The organism is Mycolicibacterium sp. XJ879 (genome assembly GCF_053483935.1).
The window spans coordinates 120,062-145,308 of sequence record NZ_JBEFTH010000010.1; the positions used below are offsets into that span (position 1 = coordinate 120,062).

19 protein-coding genes and 1 pseudogene are annotated in these 25,247 nt (G+C 69.6%); 8 read left to right on the forward strand and 12 right to left on the reverse strand.

Going from position 1 to position 25,247, the window contains the following annotated elements:
- Window positions 1-106 precede the first annotated feature (106 nt).
- From ABQF13_RS20415 to proB, 5 genes are all read left to right on the forward strand, one after another.
- Complete coding sequence (locus tag ABQF13_RS20415) at window positions 107-2,809, forward strand: ribonuclease E (protein WP_448394603.1); 2,703 nt, start codon at window positions 107-109, stop codon at window positions 2,807-2,809.
- 140 nt (window positions 2,810-2,949) lie between these two features.
- Window positions 2,950-3,273, forward strand: coding sequence for a 50S ribosomal protein L21 (rplU, locus tag ABQF13_RS20420; RefSeq protein ID WP_448394604.1), 324 nt, complete (start codon window positions 2,950-2,952; stop codon window positions 3,271-3,273).
- Between the two features lie 46 nt (window positions 3,274-3,319).
- Window positions 3,320-3,583 (forward strand): 50S ribosomal protein L27, encoded by a 264-nt coding sequence (gene rpmA, locus ABQF13_RS20425; RefSeq protein ID WP_448394605.1) that lies wholly within the window; start codon window positions 3,320-3,322, stop codon window positions 3,581-3,583.
- Window positions 3,584-3,670: 87 nt separating this feature from the next.
- Window positions 3,671-5,116, forward strand: a complete 1,446-nt coding sequence (obgE, locus tag ABQF13_RS20430) for a GTPase ObgE (protein ID WP_448394606.1) — start codon at window positions 3,671-3,673, stop codon at window positions 5,114-5,116.
- Entirely contained in the window at window positions 5,113-6,213 is a 1,101-nt protein-coding gene (gene proB / locus ABQF13_RS20435) for a glutamate 5-kinase (protein WP_448394607.1), read from the forward strand. Before obgE ends, proB begins: the two co-directional genes overlap by 4 nt.
- An 18-nt stretch (window positions 6,214-6,231) precedes the next feature.
- On the opposite strand, the gene ABQF13_RS20440 is transcribed toward proB, so the two are convergent.
- Genes ABQF13_RS20440 through ABQF13_RS20450 form a run of 3 tightly spaced genes read right to left on the reverse strand, consistent with a single transcriptional unit; the run spans window position 6,232 to window position 10,009 of the window.
- Window positions 6,232-7,074, reverse strand: coding sequence for an NAD-dependent protein deacetylase (locus ABQF13_RS20440; RefSeq protein WP_448394608.1), 843 nt, complete (start codon window positions 7,072-7,074; stop codon window positions 6,232-6,234).
- 17 nt (window positions 7,075-7,091) lie between these two features.
- A complete protein-coding gene (locus ABQF13_RS20445; protein WP_448394609.1) occupies window positions 7,092-7,571 on the reverse strand; it encodes a hypothetical protein in 480 nt (159 codons plus the stop codon).
- Window positions 7,568-10,009, reverse strand: a complete 2,442-nt coding sequence (locus ABQF13_RS20450; RefSeq protein WP_448394610.1) for a molybdopterin oxidoreductase family protein — start codon at window positions 10,007-10,009, stop codon at window positions 7,568-7,570. Before ABQF13_RS20450 ends, ABQF13_RS20445 begins: the two co-directional genes overlap by 4 nt.
- A gap of 215 nt (window positions 10,010-10,224) precedes the next feature.
- On the opposite strand from ABQF13_RS20450, the pseudogene ABQF13_RS20455 reads away from it, so the two are divergent.
- Window positions 10,225-10,725: pseudogene (locus ABQF13_RS20455) on the forward strand (DUF421 domain-containing protein); the annotation flags it as partial.
- A gap of 69 nt (window positions 10,726-10,794) precedes the next feature.
- The gene (locus ABQF13_RS20460) at window positions 10,795-11,202 is read left to right on the forward strand and encodes a four-helix bundle copper-binding protein (protein ID WP_448394675.1); all 408 of its coding nucleotides are present in this window, start codon (window positions 10,795-10,797) and stop codon (window positions 11,200-11,202) included.
- Between the two features lie 98 nt (window positions 11,203-11,300).
- On the opposite strand, the gene ABQF13_RS20465 is transcribed toward ABQF13_RS20460, so the two are convergent.
- From ABQF13_RS20465 to ABQF13_RS20500, 8 genes are all read right to left on the reverse strand, one after another.
- A complete protein-coding gene (locus ABQF13_RS20465; RefSeq protein ID WP_448394676.1) occupies window positions 11,301-12,017 on the reverse strand; it encodes a TetR/AcrR family transcriptional regulator in 717 nt (238 codons plus the stop codon).
- Window positions 12,018-12,031: 14 nt separating this feature from the next.
- A complete protein-coding gene (locus ABQF13_RS20470; RefSeq protein WP_448394611.1) occupies window positions 12,032-13,522 on the reverse strand; it encodes a high affinity choline transporter 1 in 1,491 nt (496 codons plus the stop codon).
- A gap of 66 nt (window positions 13,523-13,588) precedes the next feature.
- Window positions 13,589-14,626 carry an isopenicillin N synthase family dioxygenase gene (locus tag ABQF13_RS20475; protein ID WP_448394612.1) on the reverse strand — a complete coding sequence of 346 codons (1,038 nt, stop codon included), beginning with the start codon at window positions 14,624-14,626 and terminating at the stop codon, window positions 13,589-13,591.
- An 8-nt stretch (window positions 14,627-14,634) separates the two neighbouring features.
- Window positions 14,635-17,136: an allophanate hydrolase gene (gene atzF, locus ABQF13_RS20480; protein WP_448394613.1), complete on the reverse strand. Its 2,502-nt coding sequence runs from the start codon at window positions 17,134-17,136 to the stop codon at window positions 14,635-14,637.
- Window positions 17,133-20,750: an urea carboxylase gene (uca, locus tag ABQF13_RS20485; protein ID WP_448394614.1), complete on the reverse strand. Its 3,618-nt coding sequence runs from the start codon at window positions 20,748-20,750 to the stop codon at window positions 17,133-17,135. The genes atzF and uca overlap by 4 nt, the downstream gene beginning before the upstream one ends.
- Window positions 20,747-21,406 carry an urea amidolyase associated protein UAAP2 gene (locus ABQF13_RS20490; RefSeq protein ID WP_448394615.1) on the reverse strand — a complete coding sequence of 220 codons (660 nt, stop codon included), beginning with the start codon at window positions 21,404-21,406 and terminating at the stop codon, window positions 20,747-20,749. The genes uca and ABQF13_RS20490 overlap by 4 nt, the downstream gene beginning before the upstream one ends.
- Window positions 21,403-22,278, reverse strand: coding sequence for an urea amidolyase associated protein UAAP1 (locus tag ABQF13_RS20495; protein ID WP_448394616.1), 876 nt, complete (start codon window positions 22,276-22,278; stop codon window positions 21,403-21,405). The genes ABQF13_RS20490 and ABQF13_RS20495 overlap by 4 nt, the downstream gene beginning before the upstream one ends.
- A 148-nt stretch (window positions 22,279-22,426) precedes the next feature.
- Window positions 22,427-22,966 (reverse strand): cysteine hydrolase family protein, encoded by a 540-nt coding sequence (locus tag ABQF13_RS20500; RefSeq protein WP_448394617.1) that lies wholly within the window; start codon window positions 22,964-22,966, stop codon window positions 22,427-22,429.
- Between the two features lie 43 nt (window positions 22,967-23,009).
- Between ABQF13_RS20500 and ABQF13_RS20505 the strand changes: the two genes are divergently transcribed.
- Window positions 23,010-25,055: an NAD(+) synthase gene (locus tag ABQF13_RS20505; RefSeq protein ID WP_448394618.1), complete on the forward strand. Its 2,046-nt coding sequence runs from the start codon at window positions 23,010-23,012 to the stop codon at window positions 25,053-25,055.
- Here ABQF13_RS20505 and ABQF13_RS20510 read toward each other — a convergent pair.
- A complete protein-coding gene (locus ABQF13_RS20510; protein ID WP_448394619.1) occupies window positions 25,052-25,237 on the reverse strand; it encodes a hypothetical protein in 186 nt (61 codons plus the stop codon). The two genes, ABQF13_RS20505 and ABQF13_RS20510, sit on opposite strands and share 4 nt — an antisense overlap.
- Window positions 25,238-25,247: the final 10 nt, after the last annotated feature.

Sequence of the window (25,247 nt, forward strand, 5' to 3'; positions counted from 1 at the left end):
TCGGGGCGAGACCATAACAAGCTCGGGGACGTTTACCCGGGCCAATAGCGGAAGCCCTCGCGTGGCCGCGTCAAGCACGACGCGCCCGGGGGCTTAAGGAGACTACGTGGCCGACAATGTCCATTCTCAAGACCATTCCCAAGCCCCGACCGAAGAAGACCAGACATCACCCAGTGAGGACCCTCAGCCCGAGGGGCTGAGGGTTTCCGACACGGTCGTCGAAACGCCCGCCGAACCGCCGGAGGGCGAGACCGTCGCGGCGGACACCGAGACCGCGGAGCCGGAAGCCGAGACGGAGTCCGAGCAGCCGCCGGACACCGCGGCGCCCGCCAACTCCGAGCCCGCCGACTACCTTCCGCTGTTCGTCGCGCCCCAGCCCGTCGCCGTCGACTACCGCTCCGCTGATGACGACGAGGACGACGACAGCTCGGACTCCGATGACGACTCGGATTCCGACGACGACCAGTTCGAGCGGCCGTCCGGCAGGCGCAGGCGCCGGGGCCGGCGCGGCCGAGGGCGTGGCCGCGGCGAGCAGAGCGGTGACGACGACTCCGACGACACCGACAGCCAGAGCAGCGACTCCGACGACGACTCTGACGACTCCGACGACGACACCAACGACGACGACAACACCGGCGCGGAGGGCGCGACCCGCCGTCGTCGCCGCCGCCGTCGTCGCAAGTCCGGCTCCGGCGACGACAACGACACGGCGTCGGCGCCCGACGACCCGCCCAACACCGTCGTGCACGAACGCGAGCCGCGGAAGGCCACGAAGGCCGACAAGTCCGCCAGCGGCGACGGCGAGATCCAGGGCATCAACGGATCGACCCGGCTGGAAGCCAAGCGTCAGCGCCGCCGCGACGGTCGCGACGCGGGCCGGCGCCGCCCGCCGATCCTGAGCGAGGCCGAGTTCCTGGCCCGTCGCGAGGCGGTCGAGCGGATGATGGTGGTGCGCGACAAGGTCCGCACCGAGCCGCCGCACGAGGGCTCCCGCTATACGCAGATCGCGGTGCTCGAGGATGGCGTCGTCGTCGAACACTTCGTGACGTCGGCCGCGTCGGCGTCGCTGGTCGGCAACATCTACCTGGGCATCGTGCAGAACGTGCTGCCGTCGATGGAAGCCGCCTTCGTCGACATCGGCCGCGGCCGCAACGGGGTGCTCTATGCCGGCGAGGTGAACTGGGAGGCTGCGGGCCTCGGCGGGCAGAACCGCAAGATCGAGCAGGCGCTCAAACCCGGCGACTACGTCGTCGTGCAGGTCAGCAAGGACCCGGTGGGCCACAAGGGGGCGCGGCTGACCACGCAGGTGTCGTTGGCCGGCCGCTTCCTGGTCTACGTGCCGGGCGCGTCGTCGACGGGGATCAGCCGCAAGCTGCCCGACACCGAACGGCAGCGGCTCAAGGAGATCCTGCGTGAGGTCGTACCGCAGGACGCGGGCGTGATCATCCGCACCGCCTCCGAGGGCGTCAAGGAAGAAGACATCCGCTCCGACGTCGACCGGCTGCAGAAGCGCTGGGCCGAGATCGAGGCCAAGGCCGCCGAGATCACCGAGAAGAAGGCCGGCGCGGCGGTGGCGCTCTACGAAGAGCCCGACGTGTTGGTCAAGGTGATCCGCGACCTGTTCAACGAAGACTTCACCGGGCTCACCGTCGCCGGCGACGACGCGTGGAAGACCATCACCGAATATGTGAATAACGTTGCGCCGGAACTTCTTCCGAGGATGACGAAGTATGAGCCCGTTGCGCCCGACGGTCCGGACGTGTTCGCGGTGCACCGCATCGACGAGCAGTTGACCAAGGCGATGGACCGCAAGGTGTGGCTGCCATCGGGCGGCACGCTGGTCATCGACCGCACCGAGGCGATGACGGTGATCGACGTCAACACCGGCAAGTTCACCGGATCGGGCGGCAACCTCGAGCAGACCGTCACCCGCAACAACCTCGAGGCCGCCGAGGAGATCGTGCGCCAGCTGCGGCTGCGCGACATCGGCGGCATCGTCGTCATCGACTTCATCGACATGGTGCTCGAGTCCAACCGCGACCTGGTGCTGCGCAGGCTGACCGAGGCGCTCGCCCGGGACCGCACCCGCCACCAGGTTTCCGAGGTCACCTCGCTGGGGCTGGTGCAGTTGACGCGCAAACGGTTGGGCACCGGGCTGATCGAGGCGTTCTCCACGTCGTGCACGCACTGCAGCGGGCGCGGCATTGTGGTGCACACCGACCCCATCGACTCGACGTCGGGCAACGGGCGCAGTTCCGGGGGCGGTCGTCGGGGCAAGCGCGGTAAGCGCGGCGGCAAGTCCGACGATGTGGCGGTCGCCAAGGTGCCTGCCCATCCGGCCGGGGAGCATCCGATGTTCAAGGCGATGGCCGCCACGGCCGAACGCCAGGACGACGAGGAGAACGGCGAGGGGAACGGCGAGGAGAAGAAGCCCGCCGAGACGGTCGCCGAGGCCGATTCCGATAGTATCCGCGAGGCGGTGTCGTCCTCGGAGGAGGACGACGAGGACTCGTATGAGCCCGACGACGAGGACGACTCGGACGAGGACGAGGACGAGATCGACCTGGATTCCGACGACGATGAGGACGACATCGACGATGACATCGAGGTCATCAACGGCGACTCCGACTCCGATGACGACGATGACTCCGACGAGGACTCCGACGACGACGATGATTACGAGGACGAGGACGAGGACGACGACTCCGATGACGACGACGAGCGGTCCGTCGGGGTGACCCGCCCGGGCGGTCGGCACCGTCGGCGCGCCGCAGCGCGACCTGCGGGTCCGCCTGGACCGGCGCCGTGACCTGCGGTGATTTGACCCTTGCGGCACGGCTCAAGTAGCCTTGAGCAGTTGTCGCCAGGCCCTGCCGGCGATGTCCAAACCCAGACCAGCGCAGTCGCGAGCAGCGCTGTGTGCAGAAACGACGTAGGAGCACGAGCACGATGGCAGCCGAGAAGGCCACGTACGCAATCGTCAAGACGGGCGGCAAGCAGTACAAAGTCGCCGTCGGAGACGTGGTCAAGGTCGAAAAGCTCGACGGCGAACCCGGCTCGAAGGTCGCGCTGCCCGTCGCCCTCGTCGTCGACGGAGCCAAGGTCACCAGCGACGCCAAGGCCCTGGAGAAGGTCGCCGTCACCGGCGAGGTGCTCGAGCACAAAAAGGGCCCCAAGATCCGCATCCACAAGTTCAAGAACAAGACCGGCTATCACAAGCGTCAGGGCCACCGTCAACAGCTGACGGTCCTGAAGGTCACCGGCATCAAGTGATGAGCCGTCAGGCGAAGAACAGATAGCAGAGGCGAGGACTTACGACATGGCACACAAGAAGGGCGCTTCCAGCTCACGTAACGGTCGCGACTCCGCAGCCCAGCGGCTCGGCGTCAAGCGCTTCGGCGGCCAGATCGTCAAGGCCGGCGAGATCCTGGTGCGGCAGCGGGGTACGCATTTCCATCCCGGCGCTAACGTCGGCCGCGGCGGCGACGACACGCTGTTCGCCACCGCTCCCGGCGCCGTGTTGTTCGGCTCCAAGCGTGGCCGCAAGACGGTCAGCGTCGTGCGACCGTCCGCGGAGGCCTAACTCCGCCGTCGAAACCGACGTTTTGGCGTTAGGCTCTCGCACTTTCGCGCCCAAACGTCCCTTTCGGCGAATGGAGAGGAGTATCCGATGCCTCGGTTTGTCGACCGCGTGGTGATTCACGCGCGGGCCGGCAACGGCGGCAACGGCTGCGCCTCGGTCCACCGCGAGAAATTCAAACCGCTCGGCGGCCCCGACGGGGGCAACGGCGGCCGCGGCGGCAGCGTCGTGCTGGTCGTCGACCCGCAGGTGCACACGCTGCTCGACTTCCACTTCCGCCCGCATGTCGTCGCGCCGTCGGGCAAGCCCGGCGCCGGCAGCAACCGCGACGGCGCCGCGGGCGATGACCTGGAAGTCAAGGTGCCCGACGGCACCGTCGTCCTCGATGAGAACGGCCGCCTGCTCGCCGACCTGGTCGGCGCCGGCACCCGTTTCGTGGCCGCCGCCGGCGGTCGCGGCGGGCTGGGCAACGCGGCGCTGGCCTCGCGTGCCCGCAAGGCGCCCGGCTTCGCGCTGCTCGGCGAAAAAGGTGAGGTCCGCGACCTCACGCTGGAGCTCAAAACCGTCGCCGACGTCGGGCTGGTCGGATTTCCGTCCGCGGGCAAGTCGTCGCTGGTGTCGGTCATCTCGGCGGCCAAACCCAAGATCGCCGACTATCCGTTCACTACGCTGGCGCCCAACCTCGGCGTCGTGTCCGCCGGCGAGCACACCTTCACCGCCGCCGACGTGCCCGGCCTGATCCCCGGCGCATCTTCAGGCCGCGGCCTGGGCCTGGACTTCCTGCGTCACATCGAACGCTGCGCCGTGCTGGTGCATGTCGTGGACTGTGCAACGGCCGAACCGGGCCGCGACCCGATCTCCGACATCGAGGCGCTCGAAGCCGAACTGGCCGCCTACACTCCGACGCTGAAAGGCGACAGCACGCTGGGTGATCTCGCGCAACGCCCAAGAGCGGTGGTGCTCAACAAGATCGATGTGCCCGAGGCGCGTGAGCTCGCCGAGTTCGTCCGCGAGGAGATCGCCGACCGGTTCGGCTGGCCCACCTTCGCCGTCTCCACGGTCACCCGAGAAGGGCTGCGGTCCTTGACATTCGCGTTGTGGGACATGGTGTCGGCGTACCGCGAGGCGCAGCCGCCCGCCGTGGCGCGCCGGCCGGTCATCCGGCCCGTACCGGTCGACGAGACCGGGTTCACCGTCGAACCCGACGGCCACGGCGGTTTCGTCGTACACGGCGTGCGGCCCGAACGATGGATCAGCCAAACCGATTTCGACAACGACGAAGCCGTCGGCTATCTGGCCGACCGGCTGGCTCGACTCGGCGTCGAGGACGAACTGCTCAGGCTCGGCGCCACCCCCGGCTGCGCCGTCACGATCGGCGACGTCACCTTCGACTGGGAGCCCCAGACGCCCGCCGGCGTCGACGTGCCGCGGTCCGGGCGCGGCACCGATGCGCGGCTGGAGCAGACCGACCGGGTGTCGGCAACCGAGCGCAAGGCGGCCCGCCGTGAGCGCCGCCGACCCGACGGTGAGTCGTGAGCGCCCACCGCGACGCCATCCGCCGCGCCCGCAGCGTCGTCGTCAAGATCGGCACCACCGCGCTGACCACACCGTCGGGGGTGTTCGACGCCAGCCGGCTGGCGACCCTGGTCGAGGCGATCGAAGGTCGGATGCGGGCCGGTTCGGATGTGGTGATCGTGTCATCGGGTGCGATCGCCGCCGGTATCGAACCGCTCAAGCTCTCCAAGCGCCCGGCCGACCTGGCCACCAAACAGGCCGCCGCCAGCGTCGGGCAGGTGGCGCTGGTCAACGCGTGGAGCACGGCGTTCGCCCGCTATGAGCGCACCGTCGGGCAGGTGTTGCTGACCGCGCACGACATTTCGATGCGGGTACAGCACACCAACGCCCAGCGCACCCTGGACCGGCTGCGCGCGCTGCACGCCGTGGCGATCGTCAACGAGAACGACACCGTGGCCACCAACGAGATCCGGTTCGGCGACAACGACCGGCTTTCGGCGCTGGTGGCCCATCTGGTCGGCGCCGACGCGCTGGTGCTGCTGTCTGACATCGACGGCCTCTACGACGCCGACCCGCGCAGGGGCCAGGCGCGCTTCATCCCGGAGGTGGCCGGGCCGGGCGACCTCGACGGTGTGGTCGCCGGGCGGGGCAGCAACCTGGGTACCGGCGGGATGGCCTCGAAGCTGTCGTCGGCGCTGCTGGCCGCCGACGCCGGGGTGCCGGTGCTGCTGGCCGCGGCATCCGACGCCGCCACCGCGCTACGCGACGCGTCGGTCGGCACCGTCTTCGCCCCGCGCGGCGAACGGATGTCGGCGCGCCGGTTCTGGGTGCGCTACGCCGCCGAGGCGTCGGGGGCATTGACGCTGGACGACGGCGCGGTGCAAGCGGTCGTGCGGCAACGCCGGTCGCTGCTGGCCGCCGGCATCACCGCGCTGTCCGGGCGCTTCTACGGCGGTGACGTCGTGGAGTTGCGGGCGCAGGACGCCACGATGGTCGCGCGCGGCGTGGTGGCCTATGACCACGCCGAGCTGGAGACCATGTTGGGCCGCTCGACCTCAGAGTTGCCCGCTGAGTTGCGCCGCCCCGCCGTGCACGCCGACGACCTGGTCGCCGTTTAATCTGCGATTTCGGCGCGGTTAAGCCCCGAGAGCGTCCTTTTGCGCGCCCAACTCGCAGACCAGCCGCGTCAGCATTTCGGAGCACCCGCTGTCGATTTTGAGCGTGGCGAGCTCGTCGCCGCGGGTGGGTCCGCGGTTGACGATCGCGATCGGCATACCGGCCGCCGCTGCGTGCCGGACGAACCGGTAGCCGGAGTACACCGTCAGCGACGACCCGGCCACCAGCAGCACATCGGCGGCGTCGACCATGGAGAATGCCTGCGCGACACGGTCTTTGGGAACGTTCTCGCCGAAATAGACGATGTTGGGTTTGAGCATGCCGCCGCACTGCCCGCAGTCGACGACGCGAAACGATGCGGTGTCGTCGACTACCGCGTCGGCGTCGGGGGCCACGGCGATGCCGCCGAGTCGCTGGGCGCGCTGCGCGAAGCCCGGGTTGGCGGCTTCCAGCAGGTCAGCAAACGCTGCCCGCGACATCGCATGCCCGCAGTCCAGGCAGATCACCTCGGCGTAGGTGCCGTGCAGGTTGACCACCGCACGGCTGCCCGCCTTGGTGTGCAGCAGGTCGACATTCTGGGTGATCAGCCCGCTGACGACGCCGGCCTGCTCGAGCTGCGCCAGCGACCGGTGACCGGCGTTGGGCCGCGTGTCGTCCATGTGCCGCCAGCCGAGGTGGTTACGCGCCCAGTACCGCTGCCGAAACTCCCGGTCGGAGGTGAACTGCCCGATGGTCATCGGGTTACTGGGCGGCGAGTCGGGCCCGCGGTAGTCCGGGATACCGGAGTCGGTGGACATGCCGGCGCCGGTCAGCACTGCGACCCGGCACCCTCGCAGCAGCGCGACGAGTTCCGCAGCATCCATGGTGTCGAGGGTACGGCTCAGTTCATCAACGCCTGGGGTGAGAGCTCTTTGAGCATCGCGTTCGCCCAGCGCATCTGCCGCAGCGCCTGCGGATGGCAGCGTTGGGTCAACTCCAGCAGCCGCTGGTCCTTGGCGGCCTGGGCGCCTTGGGCCAGCAGTTCCCAGTCGAGCGATACACCGGCTGCCAGCCGGTGCAGGCGGCGCAGGTCGGCGAGCAGCAGCAGGGCGGGTTCGGGGCGGCGACCGACGCGGTCGCTGATCCACTGCTGCGCGGCGCCGGTGAGAGCCACCGTGCGGGGATGTTCCCTGAGCCGAACGTCGTAGCGCCGACCCGTTTGCGCCACCAGCGCGACATGCTCTTTGGACCAGCGGGCAAGGTCTTGTGCCACATAGAAGATGGCGTGATCGTCGTGGTGGCGGGCGGCGATCGCATCCAGTGCGCGGGCCACCCGCAACTCCGAGCGGTGCAACTCGCGTAGCGCCAAACCAAGTTTCATGGTGTCTCCGTAGATTCCGATACCTGCGCCGCCGCGCCTCCGGTAGTCGCATCGACGGCGGCAGACACCGGTGCCGACGCGGCGGTGGTCGGTGCCGGTGCCGGCGCGCCGCCTTGGCCGACCCGGGCGACCTTGGCCGCCGCGGTCTTGTAGATGGGCTGTTTGGACACCGGATCCCAGTCGGTGATCGTCAACTCGTTGGCGGCCCGCTGACGTGCGGGGCCGTCGACGTCCCAGTAGCCGTAGTGGAACGGAACGAACACCACGCCGTCGCGGATACCGCTGATCCGGCACGCCGCGGTGACCGCGCCGCGCGGGGTCCTCACTTCGACGACGTCACCCTCGGCGATTCCCAACCTCCGGGTGTCGGCGGCCGACATCTCTACCCACGGTTCGGGTGCGGCCGCCTGCAGTTGCGGTGAGCGGGCGGTCTTCGTGCGGGTGTGGAAGTGATACAGGGTACGACCGGTGATCAGCACGAACGGATAGTCGTCCGACGGTGGCTCGTGCAGCGGAATGTATTCGGCGGCTTTGAGAATCGCCTTGCCGAACGGGTTCATCGCCCGGTATTCGGTGGGTTCCAGCGGCGCGCCGGTGATCAGATCCTTGCCGTAGGCCTCGCAGTAGTCCGGGTCCGCCCAGAACTTCGCGTCGGAGTACAGCCGTTCGGTGCCGTCGGGCCGATCGTCGTTGCACGGCCACTGGATTCCGGCCGAATCACGCAGCTTCGCATAGCTCAAGCCGGTGTAGTCGCACGGCCGCCCGGCGCTGCACTTCGTCCACGCTTCGAACGCCGACTCCGCGTCGCTGAAGGGCGGCAGCGGGGCACCGTCGTTGTCCCGAAATCCCATGCGGCGCGCGAAATCCAGGAAGATGTCGAGATCCGGACGGGCCTGCCCGGGTGGTTCTACAGCTTTCTCGGACAGGTGCACGGTGCGGTCGGCGTTGGTGAACGTGCCGGTCTTCTCACCCCAGGCGGCGGCGGGCAACACCACGTCGGCGAGCTCGGTCGTCTCGGTCGGGTAGATGTCCTGCACCACGAGGAACAGCCGGTCCTGACCCAGAATGCTTCGGATCCTTGCCAATTCAGGTAGTGACACCGCGGGGTTGGTGGCGCTGACCCACAACATGCGAAGCGTGCCCTGCTCGGCGTACCTGAACATCTGCATCGCGTGCGTCGGAGGCGCGTAGTGCGGGATCTGCATCTGGTCGATGTTCCACAGCTCGGCGAGCTCGGCGATGTGGGAGTCGTTGGACCAGTTGCGGAAACCGGCTAGGTCACCGTCGGCACCGCACTCCCTGGTGTTCTCCGCGGTCGGTTGGCCGTTCATCTGCAGCAGGCCGCACCCCGGCCGGCCCAGCATGCCGCGCACGATGTGGATGTTGTTGACCTGCACCGCGGCCGCCGTCGCCTGATGGGATTGATAGAAGCCCTGCAGCACCGTCGACAGCAGCGCGGTCGCGGTGCCGAGCAGCCGCGCTGCCGCCTGCACGTCGGCGGCCGGTACGGCGCAGATCTGGGCGACGCGTTCCGGTGGGAACTCGGCCACCCGCTTCTTCAACTCCTCGAAACCGACGGCGTGCTGGTCGACGTAGGCGTCATCCACCCACCCGTTGCGCACGATCTCGTGCAACAGGCCGTTCATCAACGCCACGTTGGTGCCCGGCAGCGGGGCGAGGTGCACCGTCGCGTGGCGGGCCACCTCGGTGTCTCGCGGATCGACGCAGACGATCGCGGGCGGGTCCTCGCCGGCCAACCGGTCCAGCATCCGCATCCACAGCACGCTCTGGGTCTCGGCGACGTTGTGCCCGAACAACGCGATGACGTCGGCGTGGTCGACGTCGGTGTAGGAGCCGGGCTGACCGTCGCAGCCGAAGGACTCCTTGAGCGCCTCGGCGGCGGTGGCGGTGCACAGCCGGGTGTTGCCGTCGACGTGGTTGGTGCCGATCGCCCCGTGGGCGATGACCCCGAGCGTGTAGTACTCCTCGAGGAACAGCTGGCCGCTGGTGTAGAAGCCGATGGAGCCAGGGCCAAATGTGTCGAGCAGGCCGTGGGTCTTTTGCACGACCGCGTTCATGGCGGTGTCCCAATCGGTTTCGACCAGCCGCCCGTTGCGGCGGATCAGCGGCGTCGTCAGGCGGTCGGCCGACGCATTGGCCTGCCAGCCGAACAGGTCCTTGGTGTCCACCCGCCCGTGGTTGACCCGATCGTCGGCGCGCCCCCGCACCCCGACGATGCGGCCGTCCTTGACCGCGATGTCGAGCCCGTCACCGTTGGAGTGCAGCACCGAGGCCGACTGCACCCAACGGTCGACCGAATCCGAATCCAGCCCGTCGGCGAGGTACATGTCGACGCGCTGCGGCCACCGCGCGCCCTTGGCGTAGGGCATTCGCGTGCCCCACGGCTCGGCGATGCGATCGCGTTTACCGCTGCTCATTTCGCCTCGCAGGAACGTGTGACGCCGCCGATCGTGACGGGGAACGGTGGTTCGAGTGGCTCATCGCCGAAGCCGTACCCAGCCGTTGCTTCGTCAAACGTCCGAAGCCCATGCGGTTTGTTGCCGCTGCCATTGGGTAGGAGTTCGCGTGTTCGCGCCGGCTGTTGTGACGGAACGAGGCCGGCCGGTGCCATTGACCCGGGAGGAATGACAGGGTGTGGTTCGACGGTTGGGCGGATGCCGCGAGAGTGCTGGTGATCGGTGCGGCCGCCTACGGTACATTGATTGTGCTGCTTCGCATTTCGGGAAAGCGCACGCTCGCCAAACTCAACGCCTTTGATCTCGTCGTCACGGTCGCGGTCGGGTCCACGCTGGCGACGATTCTGCTCAGCTCCGAGGTGTCGTATGTCGAGGGCGTGACGGCGCTGGCACTTCTGGTGGCCCTGCAGTTCGCTGCGGCGCTGATCTCCTCCCGTGCGCGGGTCGGCCGGATGGCGCTGAAGTCGACGCCGACGCTGCTGCTGTCCAGCGGGCGGTTTCGGGAGTCGGCGCTGCGCGGGCAGCGGGTGAGCGCTGATGAGGTGCGGCAGGCGGTACGCGCGTCGGGTCGTGGTGATGTCGCCGACGTCGCCGCCGTGGTGCTCGAGACGGACGGTTCGCTCAGCGTCATCTCGGCCGAGCAGGCCGGTGACGGATCGGCGCTGGCCGGCGTCGACCAGGCACCTGTTTTCGGCCGCGGCCGGCGGGTAAGCGACGGGCAAGCGCCCAGAGTCGAGGAGGAGACCATGGATGTGGCCGGCAGGATGCTCGAGACCTACCCGCAGGATCTGGGCGGTATCGACCGCGGAAAACTCGCGGCTGCTATAGCGGCCTGTGTGGAGTGTGCGCAGGCGTGTACCGCATGCGCCGACGCCTGCCTCGGTGAAGCGTCGGTCGCGCATCTGACCAGGTGCATCCGCACCAACTCCGACTGCGCAGACATCTGTGCGGCCACCGCCCGGGTTCTGTCGCGGCAAACCGGTTACGACGCCCACCTCACCGCCGATGTGCTGAAGTCTTGTGTGACCGCCTGCCGCACGTGTGCCGACGAATGCGGCAGCCACGCCGAACACCACGAGCACTGCCGGATCTGTGCCGACGTCTGCCGCCGGTGTGAGCGCGCGTGTGACGAGCTGTTGGCCGAGGTCCGCTAGCGGCCACGGGCCCGCTCCGCCGCCGAGCGCCGAGATCGACGTTCGACGGATCTACCTCGCACGTTCCCGCCCGTTTGCCCCTGTGGGCGAGAAAAGAATCAGCCGATCGCGTCGGCGACCGCTTGGGAGGCCGCGCGCAGCGCGGGCCAGTCCCCACGCCAGCCCAGCACATGCAGCGCCAAATCGGCGGTGCGTTGCGGCTGATCCGGTTCACCCATCCCGTCGGCCCGCATGTTCGGCAGCGACTCGACCAGCCGGAACACCACATCCTCGTCGACGCCGACGTCGAACGCGTCGGCGCAGCGCTGTCGACCGTCGAGCACGCGATGCACCAGCGTGTGATACGCCTGCCGCAACTGGCCGCGCTGCCGGTGGAATTCGTCGAAACGCGGGGCGCGGACCTCGGGCAGCAGATACAGGATGCCGAGGTTCCACGGGCTGTCCCACAGCAGCCGGCCGTCGAGGTACGTGAACGCGTGCAGCAGCACCGCGGCCGGCTCCTGGCGGTCCAGCAGGCGCTGCGCGGCGGCCAACGACGACGCCACGGTGCCGTGCAGCAGCGCCGCCAGGATGTCGTCCTTGGTGCGGAAATGGTGATACAGCGACGCCTGCCGGATGCCGACCGCCTCGGCGATCTGGCGGGTCGACGTCGCCGCCACCCCCAGTGTCGTGAACAACTCCGCCGCGGCGTCCAGCACCTCGTCGCGGGCGGTGTCACCCGGCCGCTTGCGCTCCTCGAGTCGGGGACGTCCGCCCCCGGTGGTGTGCACGCGTCGATCCTGCCAGCCGGGCGGGTCCGACGCGTGCGCACCCACGGTGTTCACGCGTGTCAGGGCTGGGCCGCCGTGAGCGTGGCGGGCGTCGTCTCGACCGCGGTGGCCGGCTCGGCCGGCGCAACCGGACGCGTCGTCATCAGCGCCACCACCACGTAGGCCACCAGGGATGCGGCCCCGGCCAGCAGGGTGGACCAGCCGTCGACCGCTGTCGACACCCACTCGTTGGGGAAGTACAGCAGCGTGTTGTCGACCCCGTAGATGGTCGGGCTGAGCACGAAGAAACTCAGCCGCACCGCGCCGCCCACCACGATCGCCGCGGTCGCGGCCGCGGCTCCGCCCCGCGACCAGTACAGCCCGAGGATGAACGGCACCACGAGACTGGCCAGCAGCAGGTCGAACGACAACGTGAGCAGGATCCCGGTCTGCGGAACCCGCAGCGCCACAACGGCTGCCAGCGCCGCCATCGGCAGGGTCCACCACCGGGTGGCCCGCAGGATCCGCGGGGTCATCACGGTGGCGTGCTCATCGATGCGGAACACGTTGCGCACCACCACCGATGCCGTCGACAGCAGGATCCCGCTGACGGTGGTCAGCGTCGCCGCCAGCAGCCCGGAGATGACGATGATCGCCAGCCACGTCGGCGCGAACTGGCCCAGCAGCGTGTAGAGGATCGGGCCGTCACCGGCGGCGTCGCCGACGATGCCGACCGCCGCGAGCGCCACGAACGACAACGGAATGCACAGCACCAGAATGCCTGCGGCCGCGGTGAAACAGGCCTGCTGCGCCGCACCCGGGCTGCGCGCCGAGAAGACGCGCTGCATCAAGTCGATCGCGACCAGGTTGCCCAGCGCCAACGCGATGATGGTGGCCCAGTTGATCACCGCACCGGACTCGGCGGAGGTGAGCTGGTTGAGGTCACCGGCGCCCAGGCCCTCCGGTGCGCTGAACCCGTGTGTGGTCGCCACCCAGATCACCAGTGAGAACACCGCGATGACGTTGACGATCACCTGGGCGACGCCGGTGTAGACGCTGGCGAACATGCCGCCGGTGATGGTGTAGAGCAGCGCCAGCGGGATGGTGATCATGATGCCGAGGGTGTAGGACACGCCGAGGAAGCGTTCCAGTAGAAAGCCCAGCGCAACGAGGTTGCCGGCCAACAGGATCGCGAAGCTGCCGACCGTCAGACACGACGACACCGTTTCGATGCCGCGGCCGAAGCGGTTGCGGAAGTACTCCGGCAAGGTCACCACGCTGGTGGCACGCAACCGTTTGGCGAAGAACAATCCCATCAGAAACAGGCACAGCGCCAAGCCGATCGGCAGCGCCGCGCCGGCCCAGAAACCGAAGGTGGCCGACAGGTCGGCGTTGCCGATGGTGGCGTTGGAATCGACGGGCTGCGCGATGAGCACGGCGGCGACCAGAACCGCGGGCAGCGTGCGCCCGGCGACCAGATAGTTGGCGGTGTCACCGCGCACCCGCCGCGCGGAGATCACCCCGCTGACGGTGAGGACAAGCATGAAAAGGGCAACGCCGGTGATGATCATGGCGGAACTCCAAACGACGGTGGGATGGTTGGGGAGTTCCGGCGCCGATGCCGGAGTGACGGGTCGTCAGTGTGATGCGTTGGTGCTCAGTGGTTTGCGTCCGAAGCTGGCGAGCGGGCGGGCGTCGTCGGGCAGGTTCACCTCCCCCCGGGCCAGGCGTTCTTTTAGATAGCGGAAGCTCTGCGCGGTCTGGGCGAACAGGTGCTCCCCGGCGATCACGGGCGACATCGCCGGTTGGCCGTCGCGCACGAACGCGGGCAGGGGAGCGACGACGGTGTCGTGGTCGACGTTGACGAACAGCGGGAACGAGTACCGCTCCTCGGCGACCCTGCGGACTCGGTGGGTGGTGGCGACGAACTCGCCGTTGGTCCAGATCTCCAGCAGGTCACCGATGTTGACGACGAACGCGTCGTCGATGAGCGGCACGTCGATCCACTCGCCGGCCGCGTTGAGAACCTCCAGGCCCGTCGCGGTCGGCCGCAGCAGCGTGAAGCACTCGTAGTCGGTGTGGGCGCCGATGCCGGGTCGGTCGGCGGCGTCGGGATCGTAGGGGTAGTGCAGCAGCCGCAGCTGCGACGGCGGTGCGGTCACGTGCCGCTCGAAGCGGTCCGCGGGCTCGCCGAGCGCGACCGCGAACGCCCGCAACAGCGCCCGAGAGAGCGCAAAAACCGCGTTGTACCAGGAGGTTACGGCCTCGCGGAAGCCCGTCAGCCGGGGCCACTGATTGGGTCCGAGCAGGGGATGGCCGGCCAGGTAGCGGGGATCGTCGGCCGGCAGCTCGAACGCCACGTCGAACGCCTCCTTGGTGTCGTAGCTGCCCTCGGCGAAGATCTCCTCGCCCGGCGGCACGTAGCCTCGGTGGTTGCTCGACCGGCCGATGTACACCCGGCGTTTCTCCTCGTCGGGCTGGGCGAAGAACGCGCGGGTGCGGTCGAGCAGGGCGGCGAACAACGCCGGATCCACGCCGTGGCCGACGATCTGCGCGAAACCGACCCGCCGGGCGGCGTCGCCCAGGGCATGCACCGTGTCCTGGTAGCCGGATCCGGCCTCGTCGAACAGCGCGGCGATGTCGAGCACCGGCACGTCGGTGAATGTTGTTGTCATAGAGCGTCCTAACGGGCCAGCAACTGGTCGGAGTGATGTCGTGCCACGGCCCACCGATGCCGCGCCGGCCGGCCGTCGGGGTCGCGGGCGCCGACGCTGACCGCATCGTCGGTCAGCTCGGGACTCAGGTCGTCACCGACCCGAAACGGTAAGGTGGACCGGGTGATTCGCCAGCGGTCGCCGTCCACGATGCCCAGCGAGACCTCCAGGTCCAGCAGGGTCCGGGCGCGCGGCAGGTCCGCGGCGGCGACGGCGTCGCGCAGCGCGGTCCCGGATGGGATCACCACATCGGGTGCGCGGTCGCGCACGTAGCCGAATCGGTGACCGACGCGCAGCAACATGCCGCGTCGCCCGTCGGGGTCATTTAGCGCCAACTCCACATGCGCCGCATCGGGTGACGGTCGCGCCGGGACCCAGTCCTCGTGATAGTCGCGCCCGACACCGGTTTCGACGAGGACACCGTCGGCGAAGTGCAGCCGACCCCGATCGGGTAGCGGTTCGGCCGGATGCAGATCGATCGTGCGCGTCCACGTCCAGTCGCCGCCGTCGTCGACCAGGCGCCCGGCGAACGCTTCGACGGCGCACAGCGCGAGCAGGTCGTCCCGGGTGAGCCCGCTCAGCGACCTGGCCGCGATCGGCGCCATGTCGGCCGGGATGCGAAGGTCGACATAGAGGTCGTCGCCCTGCAGCCACTCGACGTCGGTGGCGGTGTCGAGGGCATGTCCGGGCGCCGCGAGCGCCCTGCGACGCCAGCAGCGGCGCACCACGTCCGAGCGGCTCGCCGCGACGCCCGCGGTGACCCTGCGCAGGTAACCCGGCCAGTCGCCGTGATGGCTGATGTCCTCGCCGTCCTGCCAGGCCTGCAGGGTGCAGCCGAACCCGACGGCCTCGGTGCCGTCGGACAGGGTGACCGGCCCCAGCGACATGGGCGCGGGCAGTGCGGCCAGGAAGTCACCAAGCATGGCGGTGCCGATCAGCCACAGTTCGCCGCGAATCTCCATGCCGCCGTCGTCGATTCGAACGAGCCCGGGTTTGGCTGGTTCGGTGTTCAACCGCGCCAGTCGGTAGGCGGGGGTGGTCGCGGCGGGGCCGCACCACCGTGCGCCGCGCTGCTCGAGCTGGTGCGCCAGCGGATGTCCGCGCAGATGGGCGCCGACGACGAAGAGGCGGGTAATCGCCAGGCCCGCGCGTGCGGGCCACGGAACCGTCGGCACCGCGGCACACGGTGCGCAGATCAGCCGCGCCACATCGAGGGCGAGCGCGTCGGCGCCGGCGCGGGCCAGCACGGTGACGCCGAACTGCGCGCCGTCGGAGGCGGTTCCGCACGGGACGGCGACCCCGCACAGGTCCATCAGGTTGCAGAAGTTGGTGTAGGTGCCGAGCCGGGAGTTCACCCCGACCGGGTCGGTGTCGACCTCGGCGATGGTGGGGTGGTCGGTGGTGGTCGGAACCAACAGGGCGTGGCAGTCCCCGAGCTCGGCCAGCGCGGCGGCGGTCAGCGCGGCCAAGGTGAGCCGATCGCGAAGCAGCGCAGTGGCGGACACCGACCCCGCGGCGGCGATGATCCTTCCCACCGTCGGGTCCACGGTCTCGTCGCCGACACCCAGGCGCTCGTCGACGAACGCCCCCACCGCCTCGTGGCGTTCGGCGACCAGCGCGCCGTCGTAGAGCAGCCGCGCCGCGCGCAGAAACGGGGCGAGGTCGATCTCGACGAGCCGCACACCGTTGCGCGCCAGGCGTTCACAGGTTTGACGGAAGGGTGCTCGCCACTGCGGCGCCAGTTCGGGCAGCTCGCGGGGCACCGCCACCCGGAGGTCCGGGGGTGCGGCCAGCGGCGCGTCGGGCGGGAAATCGCGGGCGCCGCCGGCCAGTACACCCATCGCGGTGTCGGCGGTGTCGAGGTCGCGGGCGAACACCGTGACGCAGTCGTAGGAGCGGCAGGCCGGCACCACACCCTCGGTCGGCACCACGCCGATCGTGGGTTTGACGCCGACGATGCCCTGCAGCGCGGCGGGCACCCGCCCGGAGCCCGCGGTGTCGGTGCCCAACGCGACGTCCACCAGGCCCAGCGCCACCGCGACGGCCGAGCCCGAACTCGAACCGCCGGAGATGTATTCGGAGCGGCGGGCGTCGCGCACCGCGCCGTAGGGGCTCCGGGTGCCGACCAGCCCGGTGGCGAACTGATCGAGGTTGGTCGTGCCGATCACCACCGCCCCCGCCTCGCGCAGCCGCGCCACCGCGGGGGCATGGGCGACCGCGGGGCCGGTGGCGAACGTCGGACAGCCCGCCGTGGTCGGGATGCCGGCGACGTCGATGTTGTTCTTCACCGCCGCCACCAGCCCGGCCAGCGGCAGCGCGGTCCCGCCGCGCACGGCAGCGTCGATCGCCATCGCATCGGCCAGCGCGTCGGCCAAGGGGCGCAACGCGATCCAGATGTCCGGGCGGTCGGCGTCGTCGATCGCGGCGTAGGCGGCACGGACCCGCTCGACCGCGCCCGTCGCCGGGGTCATCGACGATCCCCGGGGCCGACGACGACGAGCGGCGCGCCGCCGTCGACGAGATGGCCTGCGGAGACCAGGATCTTGGTCACCACCCCGTCGAACGGGGCGCGCAGCACCGTCTCCATCTTCATCGCCTCCAGCGCCAGCAGCGGCTGCCCCGCCACCACGCGCTGGCCGACGGCGACGTCGACCTTCCACACGCTCGACGAGAACGGCGCGTCGACGCGCTGCTCACCGTCGTCGAGCATCAGCTCCGCCACGGGTTGCGCGGCCAAGTGGGAGGCGGCGCGCTCGGCGCGGTCGAATTCGCCTGCGGCCGCCCACGCCGCGCGCTCGGCAGCGAACGCGCCGGCCTGCCGGCCCCGGAACGCCGCGATGGCATCGGCGTGGTCGGACACGAACCGCTCGTGTTCGGCGAGCGAGAACGTGCCGTCGGTGATGTCGACCGTGCCCCGGCCCGCCGCGATGTCGGCGCGCAGGTCCAGCAACTCCTCGGCCGACACCGGATACCACGAGATCCGGTCGAAAAACCGCAGCAGCCAAGGATGTTCGGAGTCGAACGCGCCTCGGTGCCGGTGGCTGCTCCACACCTGGGTGGTGCGGCCGACGAACTGGTATCCGCCGGGCCCCTCCATGCCGTAGATGCACAGATACGCCCCGCCGATGCCCACGGAGTTCTCCGCCGTCCAGGTGCGTGCCGGGTTGTACTTGGTGGTGACCAGGCGGTGGCGCGGATCCAGCGGTGTGGCCACCGGCGCACCGAGGTAGACGTCGCCGAGACCGAGGGTGAGATACTGCGCGTCGAACACGATGTCGCGGACCTCGTCGTGGCTGGCCAATCCGTTGATGCGCCGGATGAATTCGATGTTCGACGGGCACCACGGCGCGTCGTCGCGCACCCCCGAGCTGTAGCGGGCGATCGCCTCGCGGGTGGCGGGGTCGTCCCAGGACAGCGGCAGGCGCACCAGCCGGCTGGGCACCACGAGCTGCGACGACGCGGGCAGGTCGTCCTCGATCTCGGCCAGCAGGGCCAGCAGTTTCGGGATCGGCAGCACGTCGGGGTCGACGTGCACCTGCAGCGACCGGATGCCGGGGGTGATGTCAAGAATCCCGTCAGTGCTGCCGTCGAGGCGGGTGTGCAGCGCGTGCACTCGGGCGCGCAGCGCGAGATCCAAGACGATGTCGCCGTACTCGACGAGGACGTTGTCGTCGCCGCTGCGGCGGTAGGTCACCGCCGGGGCGCCGTCGACGCCCTCCCGACGCGCGAGCGCCCCGTCGTCGCCATCGCCGCCGGCGCGCGGTACCACCGGGGTGGCGGCGCCGCGGGCGATGCCGAGTTCGCGGCGCGACGGCGCGTGTGCCGCACGCACCGGCACGAACCGCACCGTGTCGCCGGGCCGCAGCTGGCCCAGCTTCCAGCGGTCGGCGGCGGTCACCGTGATTGGGCACACGAACCCGCCCAGGCTGGGGCCGTCGGGCCCGAGCAGGATCGGCGTGTCCCCGGTGAAGTCCAGCGCACCCACCGAATAGGCGGTGTCGTGAATGTTCGACGGGTGCAGTCCGGCTTCGCCGCCGTCCGGGCGCGCCCATTCCGGCTTGGGGCCCTCCAGCCGCACCCCGGTGCGCGCCGAGTTGAAGTGCACCCGGTAGGACGCCTCGAACAAGGTGTCCATGTCGGCGCGGGTGAAGAACTCCGGAGCGCCGTGCGGGCCCTCGGTGACGGCGAGCTCCCACTCGCCGGTGAGCGCGGGACGCACCTCCGGCGGCACCGGTCCCGCGCCGGGACAAGAGGCGGTGTCGGGACCGGCGGCCCCGGTGCGCAACACATCTCCGGCGATCAGCTCGCGGCCGGCGTGGCCGCCGAAGCGCCCGAGGGTGAAGGTGGCGGCGCTGCCCAGATAGGTCGGCACGTCGAGCCCGCCCGCGAACAGCACGTAGGTGCGCAGACCCACCGCGGCCTCACCGACGTCGAGCACGCCGCCCGCGGGCACCTCGACGGGTTCCCACATCGGCGCCGGTGCACCGTCGAGGGTGACCAGACACTCCGCGCCGGTCACACACACCGTGGTCGGGCGGGTGAACCGCAGCGCCGGTCCGGATGCCGTGCACTCCAGCCCCGCGGCATCCTCGTCGTTTCCCAGGGCGCGGTTGCCCAGTCGGAACGACAGGTCGTCCATCGGGCCGCTCGGCGGCACCCCGACCCGCCACAGCCCGATCCGGCCGGGCACGTCCTGCACGGTGGTCATCAGGCCCGCCCGCTCGACGGTGATCCGCGGCCGGGCGTCGGTGATCGCGGCGAGCGTCGCGGTGCTGTGCCGGGCTGCCCGGACAGCGTCGTGATCGATTGCCGCACACAGCAGTCCGAGGTTCGTCTCGATGCCGTACATCCGGGTGTCGGCCAGGGCGGCGCCGAGGCGGCTCCACGCGTCGTCGCGGTCGGCGCCGACGGTGACGACCTTGGCCAGCATCGGATCGTAGGCCGCGGTGACCTCGGTGCCGTCCGACACCCAGGTGTCCACGCGCACGCCGGCGGGAAATCGGACGGCGCTGAGCGTGCCCACGCTCGGGCGATGGTCGTGGTTCGGGTCCTCGGCGTAGATGCGCGCCTCCACGGCGTGGCCGGCAACCGGAACCACCGCGTCGGGGTAGTCGTCGAACATCGTGGTGTCGCCCAGCGCCAGGCGCAGCATCCACGCGGCCAGATCCACCCCGGTGACCGCCTCGGTGACCGGGTGCTCGACCTGCAGGCGGGCGTTAACCTCCAGAAACGACGCCTCGCGGCGGATCGGGTCGTAGACGAACTCGACGGTGCCCGCCGACCGGTAGCCCACCGCGGCCGCCAGCGCCCGTGACGAGGCGTGCAGGCGCTCGCGCACCTCGTCGGGCAGCGCCGGGGCGGGCGCCTCCTCGATGACCTTCTGGTGCCTGCGCTGCAGCGAACAGTCGCGGTCGCCCAGCGACACCACCTGTCCGGCGCCGTCGCCGAAGATCTGCACCTCGACGTGGCGGGCGTTCTCGACGTAGCGCTCGACGAACACACCCGTCGCGGCGAAGTTGCGCTCGGCCTGCGCGTTGACCGACCGATAGGCCGCGCGCAGGTCGTCGGCGTCGCGGCAGACCCGCATACCGATGCCGCCGCCCCCGCCGGTGGCCTTGAGCATCACCGGATAGCCGATCCGTTCGGCGCTTGCGAGCGCGGCGTCGAGGTCGTCGAGCAGACCCGAGCCCGCGAACACCGGCACGCCGGCGGCTTCGGCGGCCGCGCGCGCGGTGTGTTTGGTCCCGAACCGGCGCAACTGACCCGGGGTAGGGCCGGCGAACACCAAACCTGCGGCTTCGACGGCCGAGGCGAAGTCGGCGTCCTCGGAGAGGAATCCGTAGCCCGGGTGGATCATCGTGGCACCGGTCGCCGCGGCAGCGGCCAGGATCGCGTCGGCGCGCAGGTAGCTTTCGCGCGGCGGTGGCGGACCGATGCGCACCGCTTCCTCGGCGAGCATGACATGGGGCGCGCCGCGGTCGGCGTCGGAGAACACCGCCACCGAACGCAGCCCGAGCGAGCGGGCGGCGTGGATCAACCGCACGGCGATCTCGCCGCGGTTGGCGATCAGCACCGTGGCCGTCATGCGCTGCCCGCCGGGCGGGTGACGATCATCCGGACCGGTGTGGGGTCAAAGGCGTTGCACGGGTTGTTGATCTGCGGGCAGTTCGACACCAGCACCAGCGTGTCGACGTCGGCGCGCACGGCCACGCGTTTGCCTGGGGCGGACAGCCCGTCGACGATGCCCAGCGCGCCGTCGGCGTCGACGGGCACGTTCATGAACCAGTTGATGTTGGAGGCCAGGTCGCGCGCGGTCAGCCCCCAGCGGGCACCTTCGAGCAGGAAGTTCTCCATGCAGCCGTGCTGGGCACGGGTGTGCTGCCCGTAGCGCAGCGTGTTGGCCTCCTTCGAGCAGGCACCGCCCAGCGTGTCGTGCGCACCGACCTCGTCGGCCACGACGGTCATCAACGCGTCGCCGGTGTCGGCGCGCAACACCGATCCGGTGGTCAACGTGATCCGGCCTTGGCGCCGAATGGTTTCCGGCGCCGAATACCGGACGCCGGTGTCGGCGGCCGCGTACAGCAGGCAGTCCACGGCCTGATTGCCCGCAAGGTCGACGATGGTCAACACGTCGCCGGCGGCGATTACCGCCGACCACGGCGAGCGTGCAGGCACCACCTGGTCCAGAATTACCTCGCCGGCCACCAGCGGCTCGACGGTCGGAGCGGAAGTGGTTGTCACAGCTGTCCTCTCGCGATGAGATCGGTGTCGGTGTTGCTCACGGCCTGGCGATGTTCGGGATTCAGGGGCCCGACCAGCTGGCCCGCGGCGAGCCGGTCCAGCTCCGCGGCCGCCGGCCACGCGTATACCAGCAGCGCGGAACACGTGAACTCCGGCCGCGGATCGAGGGGGTGGGCGGTGTTGGCCAGCAACACGATCGCGTCGACGTGCAGCAGCAGGTCGACGGCGGTTCCGGCGCCGGCCGAACCAAGCCACCGGAACGCCCCGTCGGGCTGCACGCGCACGCCCTTGAAGAACGACACCGACGGGGGCAGGTCACGGCGGTCCAGGCCGTGCTTGAGGGCGGCCACTGTGAACAGTTCGCGGCCGGCGGGCGACGGCGACTCCGGTGCTGCGGCGCCGTAACGGGCCAGATTGCCTGCCCGCGTGGTGGTTCCGGTCAGCGCGTCATGACTGCTCGAGGTGTCGGCCACGACGGTGGCCAGCACCCGGCCGAAGCCGCTGAGCAGCGGGTGACCGACGCCGAGGTAGGCCTGCCAGGGCACTTTGACGGTGTCGGCGACGTTAAGGCGTTCGTGCGGAGCGTCCGCGCGGTGCAGCAGCAGGTGCGCGCACGCGTCGCCGTCACGGTCGGTCAGCCGTATCCGGGTGCCACGGGATAGAACGGCGGTGGTGTATCCGCCCGGCGCAACGGTTTCCGACCACGTCAGCTGCTCGGCGGGCACGTCGGCCGGTGCCGTGGGTGCCGTGGCGGCAGGAACGTGGCGCATGAACTCGGCGCTGCGGCCGTGCTGTGCCCGCGCGTGCGCACGGGCGCCGGACGTGGTGGCCGTGTCGGACGCGTGGGCTGGTGGGCTTTCGGTGCGAACCATCTACTCTCCGGCGAGGTGGCGGACTTTCTGTCGCTCGACAGTTTTCGCGGCACCCGCGCGGAGGTGGTTGCGGTGAGGTAACCGATGCCGTCGGTTCGGTTAACAGTGTGCGACCAAGGTTTCTGTCAGGTGACAGAAACCTCTCGGCTCAGCTCAGGCAGCGCGCCGCCGGGATGATCTCGGCGCTCATGTTGCTGCTCATCATGGTCAGCGCCGCATCGCTGAGTTCGGGCTCGATGTGGGCCACCGCATCGGGCGGGACGACGACGGGGAAGTGCCGGACGTAGGCGTCCAGCGCCGTGTAGAGGATGCACTGCTCGGTGACCTGGCCGGTGAGGATCACCCGCCGCGGCCTGAGCTGGTTCAACAGATACGCCAGCGAGGTGGCGTAGAACGCGCTGTGGCGCACCTTGGTCATCAACCGGCAGCCCTTCTGCGGGACGATCGGCTCGACCAGGTCGGGACGGTCACCTTGCAGCGCCGATGACACGATGTCGCTGAACTCAGCGCTGAAATCGCCGTAGTTGTCGTTGACGTAGATGAGCTCGACGTCGTCGCGTTCCCGGGCCCGCGAGACCAGATCGGCCAGCGGATCGATGATCTCCGCGACGTGTGGGGTCAGCTTCTCGGCATCGGGATGCCGGTAGGAGTTCATCATGTCGATGACCAGCACAGCGGTGTCACTCATGGGCTCTTGCATACCCCGTTCTGTTTTCGGGCAACAATGAGGCATGGATTTCTACTCGGCGTACCGCCAGGGTTTCGTCCGCGTCGCCGCCTGCACACACCACACCGCGCTCGCGGATCCGCAGGCCAACGCGGAGTCGGTGCTGCGGCTGGCCCGCGCCTGCCACGACGACAGCGTCGCGCTCGCGGTGTTTCCGGAGCTGACGCTGTCGGGGTATTCGATCGAGGACATCGTGCTGCAGGACGCCCTGCTCGACGCCGTCGAAGACGCGTTGCTCGACGTCGTGCGGGCATCCGCCGATCTGATGCCGGTGCTGGTCATCGGCGCGCCGCTGCGGTACGCGCACCGGGTCTACAACACCGCCGTGGTCATCCACCGCGGCCAGGTGCTCGGCGTTGCCCCGAAGTCGTATCTGCCCACCTACCGCGAGTTCTACGAACGCCGCCAGATGGCCCCCGGCGACGACGTGCGCGGCGCGATCCGAATGGGCGATACGGACGTGCCGTTCGGACCCGACCTGTTGTTCACCGCCGTCGACATGCCCGGGTTCGTGCTGCACGTCGAGATCTGCGAGGACATGTTCATGCCGATCCCACCCAGCGCGCAGGCCGCGCTAGCCGGTGCGACGGTGCTGGCCAACCTGTCCGGCAGCCCGATCACGGTCGGACGTGCCGAGGACCGTTGTCTGCTGGCCCGTTCGGCGTCGGCGCGGTGTCTGGCCGCCTACGTCTACGCTGCGGCCGGTGAGGGCGAGTCCACTACCGATCTGGCCTGGGACGGTCAGACGATGATCTGGGAGAACGGGGTGTGTCTGGCGCAGTCCGAACGGTTCCCGAAGGGGGAGCGACGCTCGGTCGCCGACGTTGACCTCGAGCTGCTGCGGAACGAGCGGCTGCGGATGGGCACCTTCGACGACAACCGCATTCACCACGGCATCAGCCCGGACACGTTCCGGCGCATCGAGTTTCAACTCGACCCGCCCTCGGGCGACATCGGGCTGCACCGCCAGGTCGAGCGGTTCCCGTTCGTGCCGTCGGATCCCGAACGCCTGGAACAGGATTGCTACGAGGCCTACAGCATCCAGGTGTCCGGGCTCGAACAGCGCCTGCGGGCCCTGGACTATCCGAAGATCGTGCTCGGCGTGTCCGGCGGGCTGGACTCCACTCACGCGCTGATCGTCGCCGCGCGGGCGATGGATCGAGAAGAGCGGCCGCGCAGCGACATCCTCGCGTTCACCATGCCGGGTTTCGCGACAGGGGACCGCACCAAGGGCAACGCGGTGCGGCTCGCCGAAGCCCTTGGCGTGACGTTCGCCGAACTCGACATCTCCGACACCGCCGAGCTGATGCTCAAGGAAATCGAGCATCCGTTCTCGCGCGGTGAGCCGGTCTATGATGTCACGTTCGAGAACGTGCAGGCCGGGCTGCGCACCGACTACCTGTTCCGGCTGGCCAACCAGCGCGGCGGCATCGTACTAGGCACCGGCGATCTGTCTGAGCTCGCACTGGGCTGGTCCACCTACGGCGTCGGTGACCAGATGTCGCACTACAACGTCAACGGTGGGGTGCCCAAGACGCTGATCCAGCACCTGATCCGCTGGGTGGTCGTCTCGGGGCAGTTCCATAACGAGGTCAACGAGGTGCTGCAGTCGGTGCTGGACACCGAAATCACCCCGGAGCTGGTGCCCACCGGCGAGGACGAAGAGATCCAGAGCAGCGAAGCCAAGATCGGACCATATGCGCTGCAAGACTTTTCGTTGTTCCAGGTGCTGCGGTACGGGTTCCGGCCGTCGAAGGTGGCGTTTCTGGCGTGGCATGCGTGGAGCGATGTCGACCGCGGTGACTGGCCGGCGGGGTTCCCGGAAGAAAAGCGACCGTCATACTCGCTCAAGGAGATCCGGCACTGGCTGCAGGTGTTCGCCCAGCGCTTCTACTCGTTCGCACAGTTCAAGCGGTCAGCAGTGCCCAACGGGCCCAAGGTGTCTCACGGCGGTTCGCTGTCGCCGCGCGGGGACTGGCGCGCGCCGTCGGATATGTCGGCGCGGGTGTGGCTCGACGAGATCGACCGGGAAATCCCCGACGCGGGCTAGCGTTTGCGGCGCAGCTTGCCTGCGCCGATCGCGCCGACCGCCGCACCGGCCAGCGCTCCGACCGTCGACCACCACCATTGGTCGGTCATCGCCGCCACGGTCACGCCGATGATCAAGCCGAGGATCAACGGCATCCAGAGCCAGCCCGCTTCCTGCTTGGTGTTCACCTGTCTGCGTGCCATCACGTCCACG